Origin of the sequence: Nonomuraea sp. NPDC050202 (assembly GCF_040656115.1) — a bacterium.
GTDB lineage: Bacteria > Actinomycetota > Actinomycetes > Streptosporangiales > Streptosporangiaceae > Nonomuraea.
In genome coordinates, this window is the sequence record NZ_JBFALF010000017.1 from 127,600 (window position 1) to 147,842 (window position 20,243).

Annotated in this window: 19 protein-coding genes; 10 read left to right on the forward strand and 9 right to left on the reverse strand. The window is 72.8% G+C overall.

The window, feature by feature from the left end:
* Window position 1: 1 nt before the first annotated feature.
* From AB0I79_RS35840 to AB0I79_RS35875, 8 genes are all read right to left on the reverse strand, one after another.
* Window positions 2–646 carry a response regulator transcription factor gene (locus AB0I79_RS35840; protein WP_357883009.1) on the reverse strand — a complete coding sequence of 215 codons (645 nt, stop codon included), beginning with the start codon at window positions 644–646 and terminating at the stop codon, window positions 2–4.
* Window positions 637–1,839 (reverse strand): sensor histidine kinase, encoded by a 1,203-nt coding sequence (locus AB0I79_RS35845; RefSeq protein WP_357883011.1) that lies wholly within the window; start codon window positions 1,837–1,839, stop codon window positions 637–639. The genes AB0I79_RS35840 and AB0I79_RS35845 overlap by 10 nt, the downstream gene beginning before the upstream one ends.
* Before the next feature lie 77 nt (window positions 1,840–1,916).
* Entirely contained in the window at window positions 1,917–2,708 is a 792-nt protein-coding gene (locus tag AB0I79_RS35850) for an ABC transporter permease (RefSeq protein ID WP_357883014.1), read from the reverse strand.
* Window positions 2,709–2,737: 29 nt separating this feature from the next.
* Entirely contained in the window at window positions 2,738–3,643 is a 906-nt protein-coding gene (locus AB0I79_RS35855) for an ATP-binding cassette domain-containing protein (RefSeq protein WP_357883017.1), read from the reverse strand.
* A gap of 148 nt (window positions 3,644–3,791) precedes the next feature.
* Window positions 3,792–4,103, reverse strand: coding sequence for a YbaB/EbfC family nucleoid-associated protein (locus AB0I79_RS35860; protein WP_357883020.1), 312 nt, complete (start codon window positions 4,101–4,103; stop codon window positions 3,792–3,794).
* A gap of 30 nt (window positions 4,104–4,133) precedes the next feature.
* A complete protein-coding gene (locus AB0I79_RS35865) occupies window positions 4,134–5,012 on the reverse strand; it encodes a hypothetical protein (RefSeq protein WP_357883023.1) in 879 nt (292 codons plus the stop codon).
* On the reverse strand, window positions 5,012–5,407 hold the full coding sequence (locus AB0I79_RS35870) for a hypothetical protein (RefSeq protein ID WP_357883026.1): 396 nt from the start codon (window positions 5,405–5,407) through the stop codon (window positions 5,012–5,014). Before AB0I79_RS35870 ends, AB0I79_RS35865 begins: the two co-directional genes overlap by 1 nt.
* An 80-nt stretch (window positions 5,408–5,487) precedes the next feature.
* On the reverse strand, window positions 5,488–8,343 hold the full coding sequence (locus tag AB0I79_RS35875; RefSeq protein ID WP_357883029.1) for a response regulator: 2,856 nt from the start codon (window positions 8,341–8,343) through the stop codon (window positions 5,488–5,490).
* Between the two features lie 155 nt (window positions 8,344–8,498).
* Between AB0I79_RS35875 and AB0I79_RS35880 the strand changes: the two genes are divergently transcribed.
* The 7 genes from AB0I79_RS35880 (at window position 8,499) to AB0I79_RS35910 (ending at window position 14,569) form a co-directional block, all read left to right on the forward strand.
* On the forward strand, window positions 8,499–9,182 hold the full coding sequence (locus AB0I79_RS35880; RefSeq protein WP_357883032.1) for a response regulator: 684 nt from the start codon (window positions 8,499–8,501) through the stop codon (window positions 9,180–9,182).
* A 2-nt stretch (window positions 9,183–9,184) separates the two neighbouring features.
* Window positions 9,185–10,021, forward strand: a complete 837-nt coding sequence (locus AB0I79_RS35885) for a glutamate ABC transporter substrate-binding protein (RefSeq protein WP_357883035.1) — start codon at window positions 9,185–9,187, stop codon at window positions 10,019–10,021.
* An 81-nt stretch (window positions 10,022–10,102) separates the two neighbouring features.
* The gene (locus tag AB0I79_RS35890) at window positions 10,103–10,846 is read left to right on the forward strand and encodes an amino acid ABC transporter ATP-binding protein (RefSeq protein WP_357883038.1); all 744 of its coding nucleotides are present in this window, start codon (window positions 10,103–10,105) and stop codon (window positions 10,844–10,846) included.
* 9 nt (window positions 10,847–10,855) lie between these two features.
* Complete coding sequence (locus tag AB0I79_RS35895; protein WP_357883041.1) at window positions 10,856–11,683, forward strand: glutamate ABC transporter substrate-binding protein; 828 nt, start codon at window positions 10,856–10,858, stop codon at window positions 11,681–11,683.
* A complete protein-coding gene (locus tag AB0I79_RS35900; RefSeq protein ID WP_357883044.1) occupies window positions 11,683–12,351 on the forward strand; it encodes an amino acid ABC transporter permease in 669 nt (222 codons plus the stop codon). Before AB0I79_RS35895 ends, AB0I79_RS35900 begins: the two co-directional genes overlap by 1 nt.
* A complete protein-coding gene (locus AB0I79_RS35905; protein ID WP_357883047.1) occupies window positions 12,348–13,175 on the forward strand; it encodes an amino acid ABC transporter permease in 828 nt (275 codons plus the stop codon). Before AB0I79_RS35900 ends, AB0I79_RS35905 begins: the two co-directional genes overlap by 4 nt.
* 35 nt (window positions 13,176–13,210) lie before the next feature.
* Window positions 13,211–14,569 (forward strand): amidase, encoded by a 1,359-nt coding sequence (locus tag AB0I79_RS35910; protein ID WP_357883050.1) that lies wholly within the window; start codon window positions 13,211–13,213, stop codon window positions 14,567–14,569.
* A gap of 4 nt (window positions 14,570–14,573) precedes the next feature.
* Here the strand turns inward: AB0I79_RS35910 and AB0I79_RS35915 are convergent, their stop codons facing one another.
* A complete protein-coding gene (locus AB0I79_RS35915) occupies window positions 14,574–16,682 on the reverse strand; it encodes an ATPase (protein ID WP_357883053.1) in 2,109 nt (702 codons plus the stop codon).
* 239 nt (window positions 16,683–16,921) lie between these two features.
* Between AB0I79_RS35915 and AB0I79_RS35920 the strand changes: the two genes are divergently transcribed.
* The 3 genes from AB0I79_RS35920 to AB0I79_RS35930 are packed head-to-tail and all read left to right on the forward strand — an operon-like array spanning window position 16,922 to window position 20,108.
* On the forward strand, window positions 16,922–18,001 hold the full coding sequence (locus AB0I79_RS35920) for a dihydrodipicolinate reductase (protein ID WP_357883056.1): 1,080 nt from the start codon (window positions 16,922–16,924) through the stop codon (window positions 17,999–18,001).
* A complete protein-coding gene (locus tag AB0I79_RS35925; RefSeq protein ID WP_357883059.1) occupies window positions 17,998–18,504 on the forward strand; it encodes a carboxymuconolactone decarboxylase family protein in 507 nt (168 codons plus the stop codon). The genes AB0I79_RS35920 and AB0I79_RS35925 overlap by 4 nt, the downstream gene beginning before the upstream one ends.
* Window positions 18,501–20,108, forward strand: coding sequence for a GMC oxidoreductase (locus tag AB0I79_RS35930; RefSeq protein ID WP_357883061.1), 1,608 nt, complete (start codon window positions 18,501–18,503; stop codon window positions 20,106–20,108). Before AB0I79_RS35925 ends, AB0I79_RS35930 begins: the two co-directional genes overlap by 4 nt.
* The last annotated feature ends 135 nt before the right edge of the window (window positions 20,109–20,243 follow it).

Sequence of the window (20,243 nt, forward strand, 5' to 3'; positions counted from 1 at the left end):
CTCAGCTCTCCAGGTAGCGCAGGATCGCCAGCACGCGCCGGCTGTAGCCCGGGTCGCGCGGCAGGTCGAGCTTGTCCATGATGGCGTTGACGTGCTTCTCGACCGTGCTGAGCGACACGTGCAGGCGCTCGGCGATGGCGGCGTTCACGAACCCCTGGGCGAGGTGCCGCAGCACCTCGCCCTCCCGGGGGCTGAGCCTGCTCAGCGGGTCCGTACGGGTGGTGCGGGCCAGGAGCTGGCGCACCACCTCCGGGTCGAACGCCGTGCCGCCCGCGCGCACCCGCTCCAGCGACTCCAGGAACTCGGCCACCTCCGAGACCCGGTCCTTGAGCAGGTAGCCGAGCCCTTCGGTGGATCCGGCCAGGAGCCTGGCGGCGTAGTGCGGCTCGACGTACTGCGACAGGACGAGCACGCCGACGCCCGGCAGCCGTTCGCGGATCTCCAACGCGGCCCGCAGCCCGTCGTCCTTGTGCCCGGGCGGCATGCGCACGTCGACGACGGCCACGTCGGGGCGGTGCCGGGCGGCCGCGTCGAGCAGCGCGGGCGCGTCGCCGACGGCGGCGGCGACCTCGTGGCCGGCGTCTTCGAGCAGCCGGGTCAGGCCCTCGCGCAGCAGCACGGAGTCGTCGGCCAGGATCACCCGCACGGCGGCGCCTTCGGCAGCGTGGCGGCGATCCTGGTGGGGCCGCCGGGCGGGCTGTCGACGGTGAAGGTGCCGTCGAGCGCCAGGACCCGCCTGGCCAGCCCGGACAGGCCGCCGCCTGACGGGTCGGCGCCGCCCTTGCCGTCGTCCGATATCGCCACGCTCACCGTCCGCTCGTCCTCGGTCAGGACCACCAGGATGTCACGCGCGCCGGCGTGCTTGACCGCGTTGGTGATGGCCTCGCGGGCCACGAAGTACAGGGCGGTCTCGATCTCGGAGGCGGGGCGGGTGTCCAGGCCGTGGTGCACGGTGACGGGCACGCCCGCGCGCTCGGCGACGCCGGCCAGCGCGGCGCGCAGGCCGAGCTCGTCGAGCGCGGTGGGGTAGATCCGCCAGGCGACGCTGCGCAGCTCGTCGAGGAGCTGGCGGGACTCGGTGTACGCCTGGGCCACCAGGTCGGCGATCCCGTCGGGACCCCTCCCCTCCCCACCGGCCCTGTCAGGCTTGTCAGCGGCCTTGGCGGCGAGGTCGATGCTGTGCCGGGCGCGGCCGAGCAGCATGGCCAGGGCGACGCCGCGCTGCTGCACCCCGTCGTGCAGGTCGCGCTCGATCCTGCGCCGCTCGTCGTCCACGGCCTTGACGATGCCGGAGCGGGTCTCGGTCAGCTCGGCGATGCGCCGGCGCATCAGCGCCTCGCCGGTGGGGCCGAGGAAGTGCGCGGCCAGGCGGCGGTCGAGCGCGGCGACGGCCGCGACCATGAGCACCAGCGTGCCCGCCAGCGCCAGGCCGGCGGTGACGCCCACCGCGCCGCCACTGGTGACGATCTTCACACCGGGCAGCTCCAGCGGGACCGTCTCGGAGTCGCCCCAGATCAGGTCCCACGCGCCGCCGAACAGCAGCAGGACGGTGAGGAACAGGGTGCTCGCGCAGGTGTACCCGCCGAGCACGCCCAGGGCGGCGCGGGCGGCCAGGAAGGCGTACCCGCCGTCGTGCCGCGCCGGCTCGTGCCCGAGCCACCGGGACAGGCGGGCACGTTCCAGCGCGGTCAGCCGGGCCCGCCCGCGCGTGGCGGCGGGCCGCAGCGCGGGGATCAGCGCGGCGGGCGCCGCCACGGCCAGGAAGATCAGCTCGGCCAGGCCGAGAGCCGTCCCGAGGAGGACTCCGGCCAGGAGGCGGGCGATGCGGGTGCCTGACACGGGCGTGAATTCTAGGCGTCCCGCGACGCGGCGGAACGACCGGCGGCTCGCGGCACGCCACGCCGCCCGGCCGCCCATCAGGCGTCGCGGCGGCGCAGGACGGCGTGGCCCGCCACCACGGCGGCCGCCGTCCAGGCGAGCAGCCACACCAGCCCCTCCCCCGGCGAGTACGGCATGGGCCCGCCGGTGAGGTTCTCCGTGCTGTCCATGAACGCCAGCCCGGCGAACATCGGCATCCGCAGCGAGGCGTCGAGCAGCGCCGGCAGCCCGGTCATGAGGATCACCAGCGGCAGCCCCATGAGCAGCATGAACATCACGGTCAGGGTGCCCGCCGCGCTGCGCATCGCCGCGCCGACCCCCACCGTCATCACCGACACCAGCGCGTAGAACACCCCCATGTCGAGCAGGTCCACCACGATGTCGCCGATCGGCAGCACCACGAGCCCGCCGAACACGTCGATCGACAGCAGCAGGTACACGGCCACCGTCGCCACCGCCCCCGTGACCACCCCCACCGCGAACATCACCGGCCCGACCACCAGCGCCTTGGCCGCCAGCACCACCCCGCGCACGGGTGTGGCCTGCAGCGTGATCCGGATGCCGCCGGAGGCGTACTCGGAGGTGATCACCAGCATGGCCATGGCCACCAGGGCGAACTGCACGAACGACGTACCGGAGATCACGGCCTCGCTGGGCACGATCCGCACGCCGTCCGCGCCGTCGCGCAGCGCCTCGGTGGCGGCACCGCCGCCCAGGGTGACGGAGGTGAGCACGGTGAGCACCAGCGCGCCGGCCAGGCACCACCACGTGGACCTGACCGACCACAGCTTCGCCCACTCGGCCCCGACCGCCTGCCACAGCATCCTCATGAACCCTCCCCGCGTGCCCTCCCGCGCCCTCACGTGGTCGCCCCGTACTCGACGCTGCCCGCGGTCAGCTCCTGGTAGGCCTGCTCCAGCGAGGCCTCCTTGGCGCGCAGCTCGTGCAGCCGGATCCCGGCCTCGTACGCCAGGTCGCCGACCCGTTCGATCGCGGCCCCGGTGACCTCCAGCTCGTTCTCGCCGGACCGGTCCACCGTCATCCCGGCCCCGCGCAGCAGCGCCGCGAGGTCGCCGGCGTGCGGGCTGCGGACCAGCACGGCCGTCAGCGAGCTGCCCGCCAGGACGTCCGCGAGCGGCGCGTCCATGATGAGCCGCCCCTTGCCGATCACCACGAGGTGGTCGGCGGTGAGCTGCATCTCGCTCATCAGGTGGCTGGAGACGAAGACCGTCCGGCCCTCGGCGGCCAGCGACCGCATGAGCCCGCGCACCCACCGCACGCCGTCCGGGTCCAGCCCGTTGACGGGCTCGTCGAACATCAGCACCTCGGGGTCGCCCAGCAGCGCCGCCGCGATCCCGAGCCGCTGGCTCATCCCGAGTGACAGCGTCCCGGCCCGCTTGCCCGCCGCGCCCGCCATGCCCACGGTCTCCAGCACCTCCGCCACGCGCCGCCGCGGGATGCCGTTGCTGCGGGCCAGCGCCACCAGGTGGGCCCGGCCGCTGCGGCCCGGGTGCACGGCGCGCGCGTCGAGCAGCGCGCCGACGGTGCGCAGCGGGTTCGTGATGCGGCGGTACGGCACGCCGCCGACGAGCGCGGTGCCGGAGGTGGGGTGGTCGAGGCCGAGGACGAGGCGCATCGTGGTCGACTTGCCGGCGCCGTTCGGGCCGAGGAACCCGGTGACGGTGCCCGGTCTCAGGTCCAGTGTCAGGTCGTCGACCGCGAGCCGGTCGCCGTACCGTTTGGTCAAACCCTTCAGACTGATCACGTCAGCTCACGCTAGGGACCTGCGGTCCCGGCGGCCATGGGGGCAGCCCGCCGACCTCGATGGCGGGAAACCGTAAATCGGCCGGCCGTTTCCCCGGCACGTGTCGCGCCTCCCGAGGCGGGTCCGCCGCTTGCGTGCCCGGCGGGTGTCAGGTCTCGAAGGCGGTCCTGGCGAGGTCGTGGGAGCGGCCGGCGACGTCCTCCTCCGCCCGTCTGAACGCCTCCATGATGGCCTCGGCCAGCGCCTGCGAGCCGAGCCGAAGCGCGCGGGGGTCGAGGTGCAGCCCCACCAGCGACCCCGTGGCCGACAGCTCGACGGCGACCTGGCCGCCGGCGCTCTCGCCACGCCCGGTCGTCTCCCGCAGCAGGCGGCTCACCTCCTCCAGGCGGGCCGTGCCGGCGGCCAGGTCGGCCAGGGCGCGGTCGAGCTCGGGGTCTCCGGTTCGCGGCGGTGTCGTCATGGCGGGCTCCTGGCGTACTGCGGGCTTGGGTCAGCGTTTGAACAGGAACGCCCTGGGCGCGTGGGCCAGCGCCGAGCGCAGGGCGCCCTCGTCGGACAGGTCCCCACTGGCGACGAGGGGGTAGACGGTGGCGGCCGAAAGGGTGCGGCGGAAGAACTTGCCGGCGGGCCCTGTGCCGAGCAGCGTCTCGGTGATCCGCGCCGGGGGGAGGAACTTGCGGACGTCGCTCAGGCCCTTGATGCCGCCGTTGTAGGCCATCTCGGCGACGAAGTGCCTGCCCGCGTACTCCCAGAGGTTGCCCATGGGCTGCCCGGTGGCGGCCGAGCTCGCCGCGTGCACGCCGGTCTTGAGCCCGGCCCACAGCACGGAGTCCGCCAGCGCGTCGAGCCCCTCGCGCACCAGGTAGGTGCCGACGCGCCGGTTGCCGGCGCGCTGCTCCAGGATCGCCTTGGTGATCTTCTGGAAGATCGTGCGTTCCAGCCTGGCCCGGGCCACGAGCCACTTGAACGCCTGCTCCGCCGCGATCCTGGCGGCCGGGTAGAGGAAGCCGAACAGCATGGTGAAGGCCATGGCGGCGAGCTGGGTGCCGATGATCAGGAGCTGCTCGCGGTGCTGCTCGACGGCCTCGGCGTACTCGTCGCAGCCGGCCGCCAGGTCCTCCAGCTCCTCCTGGAGGGCGGCGTAGCGGGGGCCCAGCTCGTACGGCCACACGTCGGCGAAGCGGGAGACCGTCCGGCTGTCGTTGGCCTTGCGGGCCTCGGCGACGGCGGTCCCGGTGTCGCGGGCGAGCGCGCCGATGCCGGTGGCGAGTTCGCGCAGCGCGGTGGCCCTGGCCCGCAGGCTGGTGACGTCGGCCGCCGGCACGTGCACGCCGGCGAACCAGGCCAGCGCCTGGAAGGGGTCGAACATCAGGCGCCCTCCTGCCGGGGCGGGGCCTGCGGGACCGGCGGCTCGGGGAGGTCGGGGATCGCGGGCAGGGTGCCGATGATGTGCAGTTCCAGGTAGTCCCACAGGGCGTCGAGGTCGCGCAGTCCCGCGGCGGAGGTGAAGCTCTTGTCGGCGATGCGCCGCATGGCGTCGGCGAGGGAGTCGTAGCCGTCGGCGTACCACTCGGCGAACGCGCGGCCCTCGTCGTCGCCGCCGACCAGGTCGGAGGTGGTGGCCAGGGGCGAGGAGGCGCGCAGCAGGGCCGTCACGTCGTCGCCGGTCCGGTCGAAGCGCCAGGCGAGCTTGCGGATGGACGTCCAGTCGATGAGGACCCCGTCGCCGCTCGCGGCGACCGACTCGCCGGACAAATCCGCCATTAACCCTCCATGCGGGAAGAAATAACTACTTACGCACATTAACGGTCGTAAATTTCCGCGGTGTTAAGGGTCGCGTTCATTCAGGAACAAGCGGCGTTCATCCACTCCGGCGCGGCGCTGAGCAGCGCGCCCAGCTCTTCCATGAGCTCGCCGTCCGCGGCGTCCCCCACCCTGGCCAGGTCCTCGATGCGCTGGCACAGCTCCGCCTCGCGGGTCGCGCCGACCGTCGCGCAGGCCCCCTTGAGCCGGTGCGCGAGCCCGGCCGCCGCCGCCTGGTCGCCGTCCCGCACGGCCTGCCTGAGCTCCTCGAACGTGCGGGTGGCGGTCGCCAGGTACGCCCGCGCCACGTCGGCCAGCGCCTCCTGCGACAGCCCGGCCAGCTCGGGCGGCAGCCCGGCGGAGGCCGCCCACTCCGGGATCCTGGCCAGCACGCGCGGCCAGTCGACCGGCTTGGCCAGGTGGTCGTCCATGCCCGCCTCCAGGCACCGGATCCGGTCGTCCGGCATGGCCGCGGCGGTCATCGCGATGATCGGGGTGTGGGCCTCCTCGCGCTCCCTGATCTCCTCGGTCGCGGCCAGGCCGTCGAGCACGGGGAGCTGGCAGTCCATGAACACCAGGTCGTACCGGCCGGCCAGCACGGCCCGCACGGCCTGCCTGCCGTCGTCCACCACGTCGACCTCGTGCCCGGCCTGGCTCAGCACGAGCATCGCCACCTGGCGGCTCACCTCGTCGTCCTCGGCCACCAGGATGCGCGCGCCCTCGGCCAGGCCGGTGGCCTGGGCGCTCTCGCGCTGCTCGCCGTCGCACTCCGCGATGCCCAGGGCGTTCTCCACGGCGGCGAGCAGGCGGCGGCGGCTGAGCGGCCGGGTGATCGACTGCACGGCCCGCTCCCCCGCCGCGCCCGGCCAGGCGAACCCGGCGCGGCCCGGGGTGACGACCACGATCACGCTGGTGGCCTGGAGCGACGGGTCGTTGAGGATGGCGTCGGCGAGCGAGTGCGGCGCGCTGAGGTCGGCGGGGTGCCCCGTACCCAGGTCGAGGGCGACGACGGCCAGCTCGTACGGCCGCCCGTCCGCGGCGGCGGCACGCAGGCGGGCCAGCGCCGTCACCTCGTCCCTGGTCTCCTCCACCTCGGCCCCGGCCTGCTCCAGGCAGCGCGCGGCCAGCGTGCGGTCCTCGGGCCGCGGGTCGGCGACCAGCGCGCGCCGCCCCTCCAGCGCTCCGGCGCCCGGCTCCGACCAGGTGAGCACGTCCACCGGCAGCGTGGCCCAGAACCGGCTGCCCACGCCCTCCACGCTGTCGAGCCCGATCTGCCCGCCCATGAGCTCGACGAGCTGCCTGCTGATGGCCAGCCCCAGCCCGCTGCCGCCGGTCCTGCGCGTGATGGGCGAGTCCACCTGGCGGAAGACGCCGAAGACCCGCTCCCGGTCCTGCGGCCCGACCCCGATGCCCGTGTCGGCCACCGCGAACCTGAGCACCACCCGCTCCTGGCCCGGCTCGCCCTCGTCGAGCGCCACGTGCAGGTCCACGCCGCCCTGGACGGTGAACTTCAGCGCGTTGCCGACCAGGTTCGTCAGCACCTGGCGCAGCCGCGCCGGGTCGCCCGCCACCTGGCGGGGCACGTTCTCGTCGAGCCGCAGCGTGAGCCAGAGCCCCTGCTCGTACGCGTGCGGCGCGAACGGCGCCACGACCTCGTCGCACAGCCGCGGCAGGTCGAACGGCACGGCCTCCACCTGCAGGTGCCCGGCCTCGATCCTGGACAGGTCGAGGAAGTCGTCGAGCAGGCGCAGCACGTTCTGCGCCGACTCCTGGGCGGTGCTGGCGTAGTAACGCTGCTCCTCGTCCAGGCGGGTGCCCATGAGCAGGGAGTTCATGCCGAGCACGCCGTTGATGGGGGTGCGGATCTCGTGGCTGATCTTGGCCACGAACTCCGACTTGGCGCTGGAGGCGCTGATCGCCTCGTCCCTGGCCGCGGCCAGCTCGGCGGCGTACGTGGAGAGCTGGGCCTGCGCCCGGCGGCGGCCACGGGTGCTGTGGATCTGCAGGCCGAGGCCGATGAGGATGAGCAGGGCGAGCAGGAGCGCGACGGTGAGCACGTTCGTGCGCAGCTTGTCGGCGGAGGCCAGCGCCTCGCCGGCGGAGACCTCGGCGGTGACCGTCCAGCCGATGCCGGGGATGGGCTCGGAGGCCGACAGGACCGTGCCGTCGATGCCGCGGAACTCGCCGCTCCACGCCCGCCCGGCCAGCGCGGCGTCCACCCGGGGGTCCTCGCGCAGGGACGTGAGCGCGAACAGCTTCCTGCCGGGGTCGGCGACCAGCACGCCGGCCCTGTCGGTGATGAGCAGCCGGATGTCCTGCGCCTCGGCGGCGTCCTCGGCGAACTCCTGGATGGCGTCGAGGCTGTAGACGACGGTGAGCATGCCGAGCATGCGGGTGCCGTCGGCGCTGGGGATGGGCGCGGCCACCGCGACGGCCCTGGACACGCCTACCATGGTGGGTGTGTACGCCTGCGAGACGTGCGCCTGGCGCCGGTCGCGCACCGCGCGGTACCAGTCGGTGGTGGTGATGTCCTGCGGGAGCACGGTCGGCGGCTCCGCGCCTCTGATCTTGCCCTCGGGGGAGTTCACGATCAGGCCGCTGACGCCGTCGCGCAGCCGCTCCAGCTCGCCGAGCCAGTCCCGCATCGTGGCGCTGGTGACCTCGTCCACCGCCTCGCGCACCTGGGGTCGCTGGGCGAAGGCGGTGACGAGCTGCTTGAGGGAGTCCATCTGCTGCTCCACCACGACCCGGCTGACGGACGCGGTGGTCCTGACACGCTCGCGGACCTCGTCGCTCATCGCGTTCTCCGACAGCGAGATGCTGGACGAGGTGAGCAGCGCCAGGGGCAGCAGGCCGAGCAACGTCCACAGGGCCGTCACCGCGAGCAACCATCGCACGGGCGTCCGTCCCTCCCCCCACTCGCTCGGGTACAGATTAGGAGGAAACCGGCGTGCGCGCCGGTTCCCGGTGAGCAGAACGAGCAAAAGGTGATCTTTTTTATTAAAACCCGCTTAAGCTGCAGTGATCTACCTGATTGACGAGGAGCGTGGCGGTGCCTGAGCTCAGGGACATCACCGTTCTCATCGTGGACGACGACCCGGTCGTCACGGCGGCCCTGCACGCGCAGGTCAACCGGGTGCTCGGGTTCAGGGTCGTGGGCATCGCGCACACCGGGCACGCGGCGCTGGCCGCGGCCGGGCGGTTCGCGCCGCGCCTGGTCCTGCTCGATCTGCACCTGCCTGATATGCCCGGTCTGGAGGTGGCGCACCGGCTGCGCCGCCCGGACCAGCCGCCCGCCGACGTCATCGTGATCTCCGGGCGCAAGGAGTCGGCCACGGTACGCGCCGCCATCCAGCGCGGCGCGCTCAACTACCTGGTCAAGCCGACCAGGGCCGGCACGCTGGAGCAGGCCCTGCTGCGCTACGCCGCCACCGTCAAGCAGCTCGAGTCCGAGTCCCGCTTCACCGACCAGCAGGAGATCGACAACCTCTTCCGCTCGCTCCACCTCGACGTGGGCACCCGCCCCAAGAGCATCTCCGCCTCCACCGAGCAGGCGGTGCTGGACGCGCTGTCGGAGGTCGAGGACGCCTCGGCCGACGAGCTGGCGGCCAAGGTCGGCGTCAGCCGGGCCACCGCCCGCCGCTACCTGGAGCACCTGTCCGAACGGGGGCTGGTCGAGGGCCGGCCGAAGTACGGGACCACGGGACGGCCCCAGCACCGGTACCGCATCCGATGAGAGTGCTCCGGGCGTTAGCCGTGGCCGTGCTGGTCGGCCTGCTGCCCGCCGCCTGCGGCGAGGCGAGCGCCTTCCCCGAGGACACCACGATGTCCCGCATCAGGGAGCGCGGCATCCTCACCGTGGGCATCAAGTTCGACCAGCCGATCTTCGGTTACAAGGACCCCGCCAGCGGGCGGATCACCGGGTTCGACGCCGAGATGGCGCGGCTGGTGGCCAGGGACCTGACCGGCAGCGAGCGCAACATCCGCTTCGTCGAGACGGTCTCGAGCGAGCGCGAGAACTTCATCGAGCAGGGCGTGGTGGACCTCGTCATCGCCACCTACTCGATCACCGAGACCCGCGCCCAGCGGGTCACGTTCACCGACCCGTACTACTACGCCGGACAGGACCTGCTGGTACGCGTCGGCGACTCCACCATCAACCAGGTCTCCGACCTGAAGGGCAAGACCGTCTGCACGGCCCGCGGCTCCACCTCGGTCGAGCGGCTGCGCGCCACGGTGCCCGGCATTCACCTGGAGGTCGTGGACGCGTACAGCATCTGCGTGCCCGCGCTGATCGCCGGGCGGGTGGACGCGGTCAGCACCGACGACACCATCCTGCTCGGCCTCTACGCCCAGCACCCCGACACGCTGCGGCTGGTCGGCAAGCCGTTCGCGCGCGAGCCGTACGGGATGGGCATGCGCAAGCAGGACACCGCCTTCCGCGACTACCTCAACGGGCTGATCGCCCGCTGGCTGTGCAACGGCGAGTGGGACCGCGCCTACATGGCCACCGTCGGGGTCTCCGGCACCACCTCGGAATCCGCGAAACCGGCACCTCGCCCGGCCAATTGCTGAGCAGAACGATCACAAGCCTCTCCGCGCCACATGCGGCTCCTACGGTTACGCCAACGCTGACCGAGACAAGGAGCGTGACGCATGACCCAGGCGGACCTGATCGTCCTGGACCAGGTCAACAAGCGCTTTGGCGATCACCATGTGCTCAAGGACGTCAACCTGACCGTACGGCAGGGCGAGGTCGTCGTGATCATCGGCCCGTCCGGGGCGGGCAAGTCCACCCTGTGCCGCGCGATCAACCGGCTGGAGACGATCGACTCCGGCACGATCAGCCTCGACGGGACGCCGCTGCCGGCTGAGGGCAAGGAGCTGGCCAGGCTGCGCGCCGAGGTCGGCATGGTGTTCCAGTCGTTCAACCTCTTCGCGCACAAGACCGTCCTGGACAACGTCGTCCTCGGGCAGGTGCACGTGCTCAAGCGGTCGAAGGACGAGGCCGTGCGCAAGGCCCGCGAGCTGCTCGACCGCGTCGGCATCGGCGGCCAGGCCGCCAAGTTCCCCGCCCAGCTCTCCGGCGGGCAGCAGCAGCGGGTCGCCATCGCCAGGGCACTGGCCATGGACCCGAAGGCGATCCTGTTCGACGAACCCACCTCGGCGCTGGACCCGGAGATGGTCAACGAGGTGCTGGACGTCATGACGGGCCTCGCCCGCGAAGGCATGACCATGGTCGTCGTCACCCACGAGATGGGCTTCGCCCGCCGTGCGGCCGACCGGGTCGTGTTCATGGCCGACGGCGAGATCGTCGAGCAGAACACCCCTGACACCTTCTTCGGCGCGCCCAGCAGCGACCGCGCCCAGTCCTTCCTCGCCAAGATCCTTACCCACTAAGGAGCCGTCATGTTCGGCAGATCCCTCTTCGCCGTGTTCGCCGTTGTGGCCGTCGCCTCCGGGTGCGGGGGCGGCTCCGAGAGCTACGCCTCCATCGTCGACAAGGCCAAGAACGACAAGAAGCTGGTGATCGGCGTCAAGGCCGACCAGCCCGGTCTCGGCCTGCGCACGCCTGACGGCAGCTTCACCGGTTTCGACGTCGAGGTGGCCAAGTACGTGGCCAAGCAGCTCGGGGTCGAGCCGAGCGGCATCACCTTCAAGGAGACCGTGTCCGCCAACCGGGAGGCGTTCATCGAGCAGGGCCAGGTGGACATGGTGGTGGCCACCTACTCGATCACCGACGCCCGCAAGCAGAAGGTGTCCTTCGCCGGGCCGTACTTCGTGGCCGGTCAGGACCTGCTGGTCCGCGCCGACGAGGCGGCGCTGACCGGGCCCGAGGCGCTCAACGGCAAGAAGCTGTGCTCGGTCGCCGGCTCCACGCCCGCGCAGAAGGTCAAGGCGGAGTACGCCAAGGAGGTGCAGCTCCAGGAGGAGCGCACGTACTCGGCGTGCGTGGACCGCGTGCTCGGCGGCCAGCTCGACGCCATCACCACCGACAACGTCATCCTCGCCGGATACGCCGCGCAGCACACCGGCAAGCTCAAGGTGGTCGGCAAGACGTTCAGCACCGAGAAGTACGGCATCGGCCTGAAGAAGGACGACACGGCCGGGCGCAAGGCGATCAACGACGCCCTGGAGAAGATGTTCTCCGACGGGAGCTGGACCAAGGCGCTGCAGGCCAGCGTGGGCGCCTCCGGCTTCGCCCTGCCGCAGGCCCCGCAGCTCGAGCGGTACTGATGGAAGCACTGGTGACCGAAGGCGGCACCATCCTGGCCGCCTTCTGGATGACGGTGCGGCTGACGGCGGTCAGCGCGCTCGGCTCGCTGGTGCTGGGCACGCTGCTGACCGCCATGCGGGTGGCCCCGCTGGCCTCCCTGCGCGCCACCGCCACCGCGTACGTGACCGTGGCCCGCAACACGCCGCTGACGCTGGTGCTGCTGTTCACCGGCCTCGGCATCGGCGCGAACCTGGGCCTGGAGCTGTCCGACGACATCGCGACCAACAACTTCTGGCTCGCCGTCATCGGGCTGACCGCCTACACCTCGGCGTTCGTGTGCGAGGCACTGCGCTCCGGGCTCAACACGGTGCCCGTGGGGCAGGCGGAGGCGGCCCGCTCGCTGGGGCTCGGCTTCGTCAAGACGCTGGCGCTGATCACGCTGCCGCAGGCGTTCCGCGCGGTGGTGGCGCCGCTGGGCAGCATCCTCATCGCGCTGACCAAGAACACCACGATCGCCCTGGTGGTGGGCGTCGCGGAGGCGTCGGTGCGGATGCGCGAGCTCATCGAGACCTACGGTGACCAGGTCATCGAGATCTTCCTCGGCTTCGCCGCCGGCTTCGTGCTGCTGTGCCTGCCGATGGGGTTGCTGTTCGGCTGGTTGTCCAAGCGGATGGCGGTGGCGCGATGACGTACGCGAACCTGTACGAGCGGCCCGGCCCGCGCGGCGTGCGCCGCAACCGGGTGCTGACGGTCCTCGTCGCGGCGGCGCTGCTGGCGGTGGCGTACGTCGTCTACGTGCGCTTCGACGAGAAGGACCAGTGGGCCGCCGAGAAGTGGACGCCGCTGCTGCGCGGCGACGTCTGGGCCACGTTCATCCTGCCCGGCCTGGCCGGCACGCTGGCGGCGGCCGTCGTCGGGGTGGTGCTGGCCGCGCTGTTCGGGCTGGTGTTCGCCGTCGCCCGGCTGTCGGAGCACCGCTGGATCCGGGTGCCGGCGGCCATGGTGGTGGAGTTCTTCCGGTCCGTGCCGCTGCTGCTGCTGATCTTCTTCGCCTTCTTCGGGTCGTTCGTGCTCATCGGCGTGAACATCTCGGCGTTCGCCGCCGTCGTGTTCGGGCTGACCCTCTACAACGGGTCGGTCATCGCGGAGATCGTCCGGGCCGGGGTGCTGAGCCTGCCGAAGGGGCAGCGGGAGGCGGCGTACGCGGTCGGCATGCGCAAGGGGCAGGTGATGCGGCTCGTCCTGCTGCCGCAGGCCGTCAAGGCCATGCTGCCCGCGCTGATCAGCCAGTTCGTGGTGCTGCTGAAGGACTCGGCGCTGGGCCTGATCGTGGGTTACGACGAGCTGGTGGACAGGGGGCTGAACGGGATCGCGGCGAACTTCTCCAACGTCATCCCGGCGGCCATCCTCATCGCGGCCATCTTCATCGTGATCAACATGGCGCTGGACCGGCTGGCCCACCGCCTCGGCGCCTCCTCCACGGCGCGGGCGCCCAGGGTGCGATCCCGGTGACGACCGGCGGGTGAGCTGCCCGTCATGATGAGTTCATGGCGATCTCCCCTGGCCCCTTCTCCGGCCGCACCATCACCGAACTCGCCCGGGACCTGCGCGCCGGGCACGTCACCGCCACCGGGCTGGCCGAGCAGGCGCTCGCCGCCGCCGGCTCGCTCGGCCCGGAGCTGAACGCGTTCGTCACCGTGGACGCCGCCGGGGCGATGCTGGCGGCGCGCCGGGCGGACGAGGAGCTGGCGGCGGGCACCGACCGAGGGCCGCTGCACGGGCTGCCGGTCGCGGTGAAGGACCTGATCGCGGTGGCGGGGCTGCCCGCCACCATGGGGTCGCGGCACTTCGCGCGGTACGTCCCGGACACCGACGCCGGATGCGTGACGCGGCTGCGCCGGGCCGGGGCCGTCATCGTGGGCAAGACGACGACGCACGAGTTCGCGTACGGGCCCACCGGCGACCGCTCCGCCAACGGCCCCTCGCGCAACCCCCGGGACCCGGCGCGCATGTCGGGCGGCTCCAGCGGCGGCAGCGCGGCCGCCGTGGCGGCGGGCATCGTCCCGCTCGCGATCGGCACCGACACGGGCGGGTCCGTGCGCATCCCGGCGGCTCTGTGCGGGATCGCCGGGTTCAAGCCCGCGTACGGGGTGATCCCGGCGGACGGGGTGTTCCCGCTGTCGCGGAGCTACGACCACGTGGGCGTCCTGGCGGGCGGGGCGGAGGACTGCCTGATCGCCTACCGCTGCCTGGGCGGGGACCCGTCCGAGGAGGCCGGGGGCGGCTGGCTCGACCCGTCCGAGGAGGCCGGCGGCGGGGATCTGGGCTGGCTCGACCCGGCCGGGCTGTTCGACGGTGATCCGCGGGTGACGCGGGCCGTGCGGGCGGCGGTGGCGGCGGGCGGGGAGGCGCGGCTGCCGGAGGGGTTCGCCGAGGAGGTGCGGGAGACGTACGTGGCCGTGCAGAGCTGCGAGACGGCCGCCGTGCACGCCGAGCGGCTGGAGCGGGCGCCCGAGCTGTTCGAGCCCGAGGTGCTGGAGCGGCTGCGCGCCGCCGCGCAGGTGCCCGGCTGGCGGTACGTACGCGCCCTGGAGGCCAGGCAGCGGCTGGCCGAGGCGGTGGAGGTGCTGTTCGGGCGGCACGACGTGCTCGCGATGCCGACCGTGCCGATCGTCGCGCCGCTGGTGGATCAGCGGGAGTTGATGCTGGACGGCCGGACGGTCGCGGTGCGTCCCGCGTTGCTCGCCCTGACCAGCCCGTGGAACGTGCTCGGCCTGCCCGCGCTGACCGTGCCCGCGGGAACGGTGGACGGGCTGCCGGTGGGGCTGCAACTCCTCTGCCGTCCGGGCGGCGAGCACCGGCTGTTCACCACCGCCGCCCGCCTCGCCCCCGCCGCGCTGCGCTGACGGGTCAGTGCTCGGCGGCCGGGCGGGTGGGGCCGGGGTCGAGGGCGTGCAGGATGCCGGTGTCCAGCCCGGTGTCGTAGCCGGCGGCGAAGGCCGTCCGGTACGCGCTGTCACCGATCGCCGCGCGGGCCAGCAGCTCGCACATCTCCCGGGCGGCGACCCACTCGCGGATGCCGAGCCGCGCCCGGCCGATCGTGTCCCACACCTGCTGGGCCAGGCCGAGCCGGCGGGCTGCCGACTCGGCCTGGCCGGAGGCGGAGGCGGCGCAGGCCAGCACGTCGAGGGCCATGGCGATGCCGATGCTGTCGTGCAGCCGGTGCTTGATCTCCAGCGCCGACCGGGCGTACGCCTGGGCCGCGTCGTTGCGGCCGAGCGACAGCTCTGCCTGGGCGCGGAAGAGGTCGGCGTACGCGCGCATCCAGCGTTCGCCGTGCTTGTCGCACTCGGCGCACATCTCCTCCAGGGCCTTGACCGCGTCCTCGACGCGGCCCTGCGCCGTGTGCACGTGGCTCTGCCCGAGCCGGGCCAGCAGCGTGGGCAGGGTCAGGCCGCGCTCGGGCCGGTGCACGGCCAGCAGGCTGTCGGCCAGCGCCAGCGCCAGCGGGAGGTCGCCCCTGATGGTGGCGGCGGCCATGACCATGGCCTGGGCGGCGAGCGCCGCGGCGGTGTCGCCGAGCTCCTCGGCGACACCGGCGCACTCGGCCGCCCAGACCATGCCGGCGCTGGGGTCGCCCTGCACCATGAGGGTCAGGCTGCACACCCACAACGCCCTGTTGCGCACCACGCTCGGCTCGGTGTCCAGGGCCAGGGCGCGCTCCAGGTAGTGCTGGCCCTCCCGGAGGAAGCCGCACGGGTACCAGAAGAACCACAGCGCGGCGGCCATCTCCAGCGCGGTGTGGTCACGGGGGTTGGCCAGGCAGAAGTCGAGCGCCGTGCGCAGGTTGTCGTGCTCGGCGTTGGTGCGGTCGTTCCAGGAGATCTGCTCGGGCCCCAGCCAGGCGGCGTCGCCGCGGCGGGCCAGCTTCAGGTAGAAGTCGCGGTGCCGGCGCCGCAGCCCGTCCTGCTCGCCGAGCGCGCGCAGCCAGATGGCGCCGTACTCGCGGATGGTGTCCAGCATCCGGTAGCGCTCGCCGCCGCCGGTGGGCGCCCAGATCACGATCGACTTGTCCACCAGCCCGGCCAGCAGGTCGGGGATGGCGGCGGCGGGCAGCAGCTCGTCGGCGCAGACCTCGGCCACGGCCGTGTCGTCGAAGCTGCCCGCGAACACCGACGTCCGCGCCCACAGCAGCCGTTCCTCCGGTGTGCAGAGCTGGTGGCTCCAGCCGATGGCCGTGCGCAGCGCCTGGTGCCAGGGCGGGTCGGCCTCGTTCACCTCGGCATCGGTGTCGCCGAGCAGCTCGAACCGGTCGTCGAGCCGCTCGCACAGCTCGGCGGCGGGCAGGTCGCGCAGCCGGGCCGCGGCCAGCTCGATGGCCAGCGGCAGTCCTTCCAGGCGGCGGCACAGGCGGGCCAGGTCGGCCCGGTTGCCGTCGGTGACGGTGAAGCCGGGCAGGGTGCGGGCGGTCCGGTCGGCGAGCAGCTTCACCGCGTCCTGCCGCCCGCCGCCGGCGGGGTCGGGGACCGGGAGCGGGTCGATGATCAGCACCTGCTCGTCGGGCACGCCGAGCGGGCGGCGGCTGGTGGCCAGGATCGACAGCCGGGGGGCGGCCAGGAGCAGTTCGCGGGCCGCGACGGCGCACTCGTCGATCAGGTGCTCGCAGGTGTCCAGCACCAGCAGGAGGTGCCGGTCGGCGAGGTATTCGGTCAGCACGTCCATCATGGGCCTGGTCGTGCGGTCGGCCAGCGGCAGCGCCTCGGCGATGCTGTACAGCACCAGCGCCCCCTCGTCCAGCGCCGAGAGCTGGACGAGCCAGGCGCCGTCACCGTAGCCGGGTTGCATGAGGTCGGCGGCCCGCAGCGCCAGCCGGGTCTTGCCGACCCCGCCCACGCCGGTCAGCGTCACCATCCGGAACTCCCCGCACAACCGGCGGATCCGGGCGAGTTCTCCGCGGCGGCCTACCAGGCTGGTCGTCTCCGGCGGCAGATTCCCGGCATGCCGCCCACCCATGTTCATGATCCTCACCTGTCCGGCTCGGTCCACCGCCTTCGGTGACAGCAGCTTGCCGGACGCGGCCAGGATCCGCCACGAAAAGTGAGAAAGTGACTACGCAACAGACCGGGTTGCGGGCGTTTCTTAATGCCGCCCCTCCTTGAGGGGGTCTGCCGGGTTCGTTCGAGGCTCCGGCTCGATCACGCGAAACCCCGGGTCGGCGGGCCCTTCCCACTTAACCAAGCGCTTGCTACGCTCCGCCCATGGTGTCCACGATCGTCTGGGGTACCGGCAACATCGGCCGCGCCGCCATCCGTGCCGTCGAGGCCCATCCCGGGCTGAAACTGACCGCCGTCCTCGTCCACGACCCCGCCAAGATCGGCCGCGACGCGGGCGAGCTGGCCGGGCTCGGCCACCGCCTGGGCGTCGCGGCGACCGCCGACGCCGAGGCGGCCCTGGGCGCGGGCCCTGGCGCCGTCGTGTACGCGGCCTCCGGCGACGTCCGCCCGTCCGAGGCGCTGGCCGACGTGGTCCGCGCCCTGCGCGCGGGCGCCGTGGTCGTCACCCCCTCCCTGTACGCGCTGTACGACCACCGCGGCGCACCGCCCGAGATCCGCCGGCCGGTGCTGGCGGCCATCGCGGAGGGCGGCGGCTCCCTGTTCGTCTCCGGCGTCGATCCCGGCTGGGCCAACGACGTGCTGCCTCTGCTGGTCAGCGGGCTGGCCACGACCGTGGACGCCGTACGCTGCCAGGAGATCTTCGACTACTCCACCTACGACCAGCCCGACGCGGTCCGCTACCTGGTCGGCATGGGCCAGCCGATGGAGTACGAGCCGCCGATGCTGGCGCCCACCGTGCCCACCATGGTGTGGGGCGGCCAGGTGCGGCTGATCGCCAGGGCGCTCGGGGCCGACCTGGACGGCATCCGCGAGCACGTGGAGCGCCGCCCGCTGGAGTCCGCGGTCACGACGGCGTCGATGGGCGCGTTCGAGGCCGGCACGCAGGGCGCGGTGCGGTTCGAGGTGCGCGGGATCGTCGGCGGCGCGCCGAGGATCGTGCTGGAGCACGTCACCCGCATCCACCCGTCCTGCGCCCCCGACTGGCCCGTCCCGCCAGGCGGCGCGGGCGCGCACCGGGTGATCGTCGAGGGCCGTCCGCGCATCGAGGTCACGGTGCAGGCCACCGACGAGGGCGGCAACCACTCCGCGGGCGGCAACGCGACGGCCGTGGGCCGCCTGGTGGGCGCCGTCGAGTGGCTCGTGGAGGCGGGGCCGGGGCTGTACGACGCGCTCGACGTACCGCTGCGGCCCGCCATCGGCAAGCTCGGAAGGAGGAGCGGGTGAAGATCGACATCCCGGAGGGCAAGGACGCGATCGAGTACGTGTGGGGGGAGATGGTGCCCGGCATCGGGCCCGCCGCCTCGCGCTTCTCGCTGGCGGTGTACGCGCACACGACGCTCGGGCTGCGCGAGTTCGAGGCGGCCAGGCTGCGGGTGGCGCAGCTCAACGGCTGCGCGTTCTGCCTGGACTGGCGGACGGAGCGGGACGGGCACACGGTCGAGGACGGCTTCGCCGACGCGGTCGCGGACTGGCGCACGACCGGCGCCTTCGACGCGCGCACCCGGCTGGCCGCCGAGTACGCCGAACGGTACACCCTCGATCACCACGGGCTGGACGAGGAGTTCTGGAGCCGGATGGGCGCGCACTACAGCCAGCTCGAGATCGTGGAGCTGAGCATGTGCATCGGCTCGTGGCTGGCGTTCGGCCGGCTCAACCACGTCCTGGGCCTGGACACGATGTGCCGCCTCCCGAACGCCCCGTCACCGAAAGCGAGCCCGGCCTCATGAGCAAGATCGACGACGTCTCCCGCCGCGGCTTCCTGACCGCCTCCGGCGCCCTGCTCGGCACCGCCGCCCTCGGCGTGCACTCCCCCGCCGCCCGCGCGGCCGGCCCGATCAGCTCGGGGGCGCACGTGGCGGCCCTGGTGATCGGCACCGGGTACGGCGGCTCGGTGGCCGCCCTGCGCCTGGCCGAGGCGGGCGTGCACGTCCACCTCATCGAGATGGGCCAGGCCTGGGACACCCCCGGCCCCGACGGCAAGATCTTCTGCAACACCCGCGAGCCCGACTACCGCTCCTACTGGCTGCGCACCCGCACCAAGGCCCCGCTCAACTACTTCCTCGGCTTCCCGATCGACCGCGACATCCCCCGCCACACCGGCATCCTGGACGCCGAGGAGTTCGGCGGCATCACCGTCTACCAGGGCCGCGGCGTCGGCGGCGGCTCCCTCGTCAACGGCGGCATGGCGGTCACGCCCAGACGCGAGAACTTCGCCGCCGTCCTCCCCTCGGTCGACCCCGGCGAGATGTACGGCACCTACTACCCGCGCGCCAACGCCGCCCTCGGCGTGGGCACGGTGGACCCCGCCTGGTTCGACACGACGGCCTGCTACCAGTACGCCCGGGTCGGCCGCAAGCACGCCCAGCGCTCCGGCTTCCCGTTCGTGTTCGTGCCGGACGTCTACGACTGGGACTACATGAAGCAGGAGGCGGCCGGCACCGTCCCCCAGTCGGCGCTGGCCGGCGAGATCCTCTACGGCAACAACCACGGCAAGAAGTCGCTGCAGAAGACGTACCTCGCCCGGGCCGCGGCCACCGGCCGCGTCACCGTCTCGCCCCTGCACAGGGTCACCTCGGTGGCCCCGGCGGCGGGCGGCGCGTACACCGTCACGATCGAGCAGATCGACACGACCGGCGGCACCGTCGCCACCAAGACGGTCACGGCCGACCGGGTGTTCTTCGCCGCGGGCAGCGTCGGCACCAGCAAGCTCCTGGTCAAGCTGAAGGCCACCGGCGTGCTGCCGGCGCTCAACGGCGAGATCGGCAAGGGCTGGGGCGACAACGGCAACGTCATGTGCGGCCGGGCGAACCACCTGTGGGACCCCACGGGCAAGCTCCAGTCGGCCATCCCGTGCTGCGGCATCGACAACTGGGCGGCCGGCGGCGCGTTCGCCGAGGTGGCTCCGTTGCCGACCGGGATCGAGACCTACGCCTCGTTCTACCTGTCGATCACCAACAACCCGCACCGCGCGCAGTTCTCCTGGAACGCGGCCGCCGGGCGGGTGGAGCTGAACTGGCAGGCCGCCTGGAAGCAGCCGTCGATCGACATGGCCAGGACCATCTTCGACAAGATCAACGCCAAGGAGGGCACGATCTACCGGACGGACCTGTTCGGCGTCTACAAGATCTGGGGCGACCACCTGACCTACCACCCGCTGGGCGGCGCCGTCCTCAACAGGGCCACCGACAACTACGGGCGGCTGACGGCCTATCCGGGCCTGTACGTCATCGACGGGGCGCTGATCCCCGGGAACACGACCGTCAACCCGTTCGTGACGATCACGGCGCTGGCGGAGCGGAACATCGAGCGCATCATCGCCGCCGATCTGTGAGCAGCGGTTCGCGATCGTGCGGGGACGACACGGCGGGACGGGCCGCGGCCGGGCGTGCCGCGGCCTCGGTCCCTCAAGGCCGGCTCGGAGACGCACCTGGGCAAGGAGGCGGTGACAACCGTCTGGAGCCCTCCG

Bases quoted from the DNA above. Each gene is read 5' to 3' on its own strand.
- AB0I79_RS35915 (WP_357883053.1), bottom strand. From the start codon at position 16,682: ATGAACATGGGTGGGCGGCATGCCGGGAATCTGCCGCCGGAGACGACC.
- AB0I79_RS35905 (WP_357883047.1), top strand. From the start codon at position 12,348: ATGACGTACGCGAACCTGTACGAGCGGCCCGGCCCGCGCGGCGTGCGC.
- AB0I79_RS35890 (WP_357883038.1), top strand. From the start codon at position 10,103: ATGACCCAGGCGGACCTGATCGTCCTGGACCAGGTCAACAAGCGCTTT.
- AB0I79_RS35930 (WP_357883061.1), top strand. From the start codon at position 18,501: ATGAGCAAGATCGACGACGTCTCCCGCCGCGGCTTCCTGACCGCCTCC.
- AB0I79_RS35860 (WP_357883020.1), bottom strand. From the start codon at position 4,103: ATGACGACACCGCCGCGAACCGGAGACCCCGAGCTCGACCGCGCCCTG.
- AB0I79_RS35870 (WP_357883026.1), bottom strand. From the start codon at position 5,407: ATGGCGGATTTGTCCGGCGAGTCGGTCGCCGCGAGCGGCGACGGGGTC.
- AB0I79_RS35910 (WP_357883050.1), top strand. From the start codon at position 13,211: ATGGCGATCTCCCCTGGCCCCTTCTCCGGCCGCACCATCACCGAACTC.
- AB0I79_RS35865 (WP_357883023.1), bottom strand. From the start codon at position 5,012: ATGTTCGACCCCTTCCAGGCGCTGGCCTGGTTCGCCGGCGTGCACGTG.
- AB0I79_RS35920 (WP_357883056.1), top strand. From the start codon at position 16,922: ATGGTGTCCACGATCGTCTGGGGTACCGGCAACATCGGCCGCGCCGCC.
- AB0I79_RS35900 (WP_357883044.1), top strand. From the start codon at position 11,683: ATGGAAGCACTGGTGACCGAAGGCGGCACCATCCTGGCCGCCTTCTGG.
- AB0I79_RS35850 (WP_357883014.1), bottom strand. From the start codon at position 2,708: ATGAGGATGCTGTGGCAGGCGGTCGGGGCCGAGTGGGCGAAGCTGTGG.
- AB0I79_RS35895 (WP_357883041.1), top strand. From the start codon at position 10,856: ATGTTCGGCAGATCCCTCTTCGCCGTGTTCGCCGTTGTGGCCGTCGCC.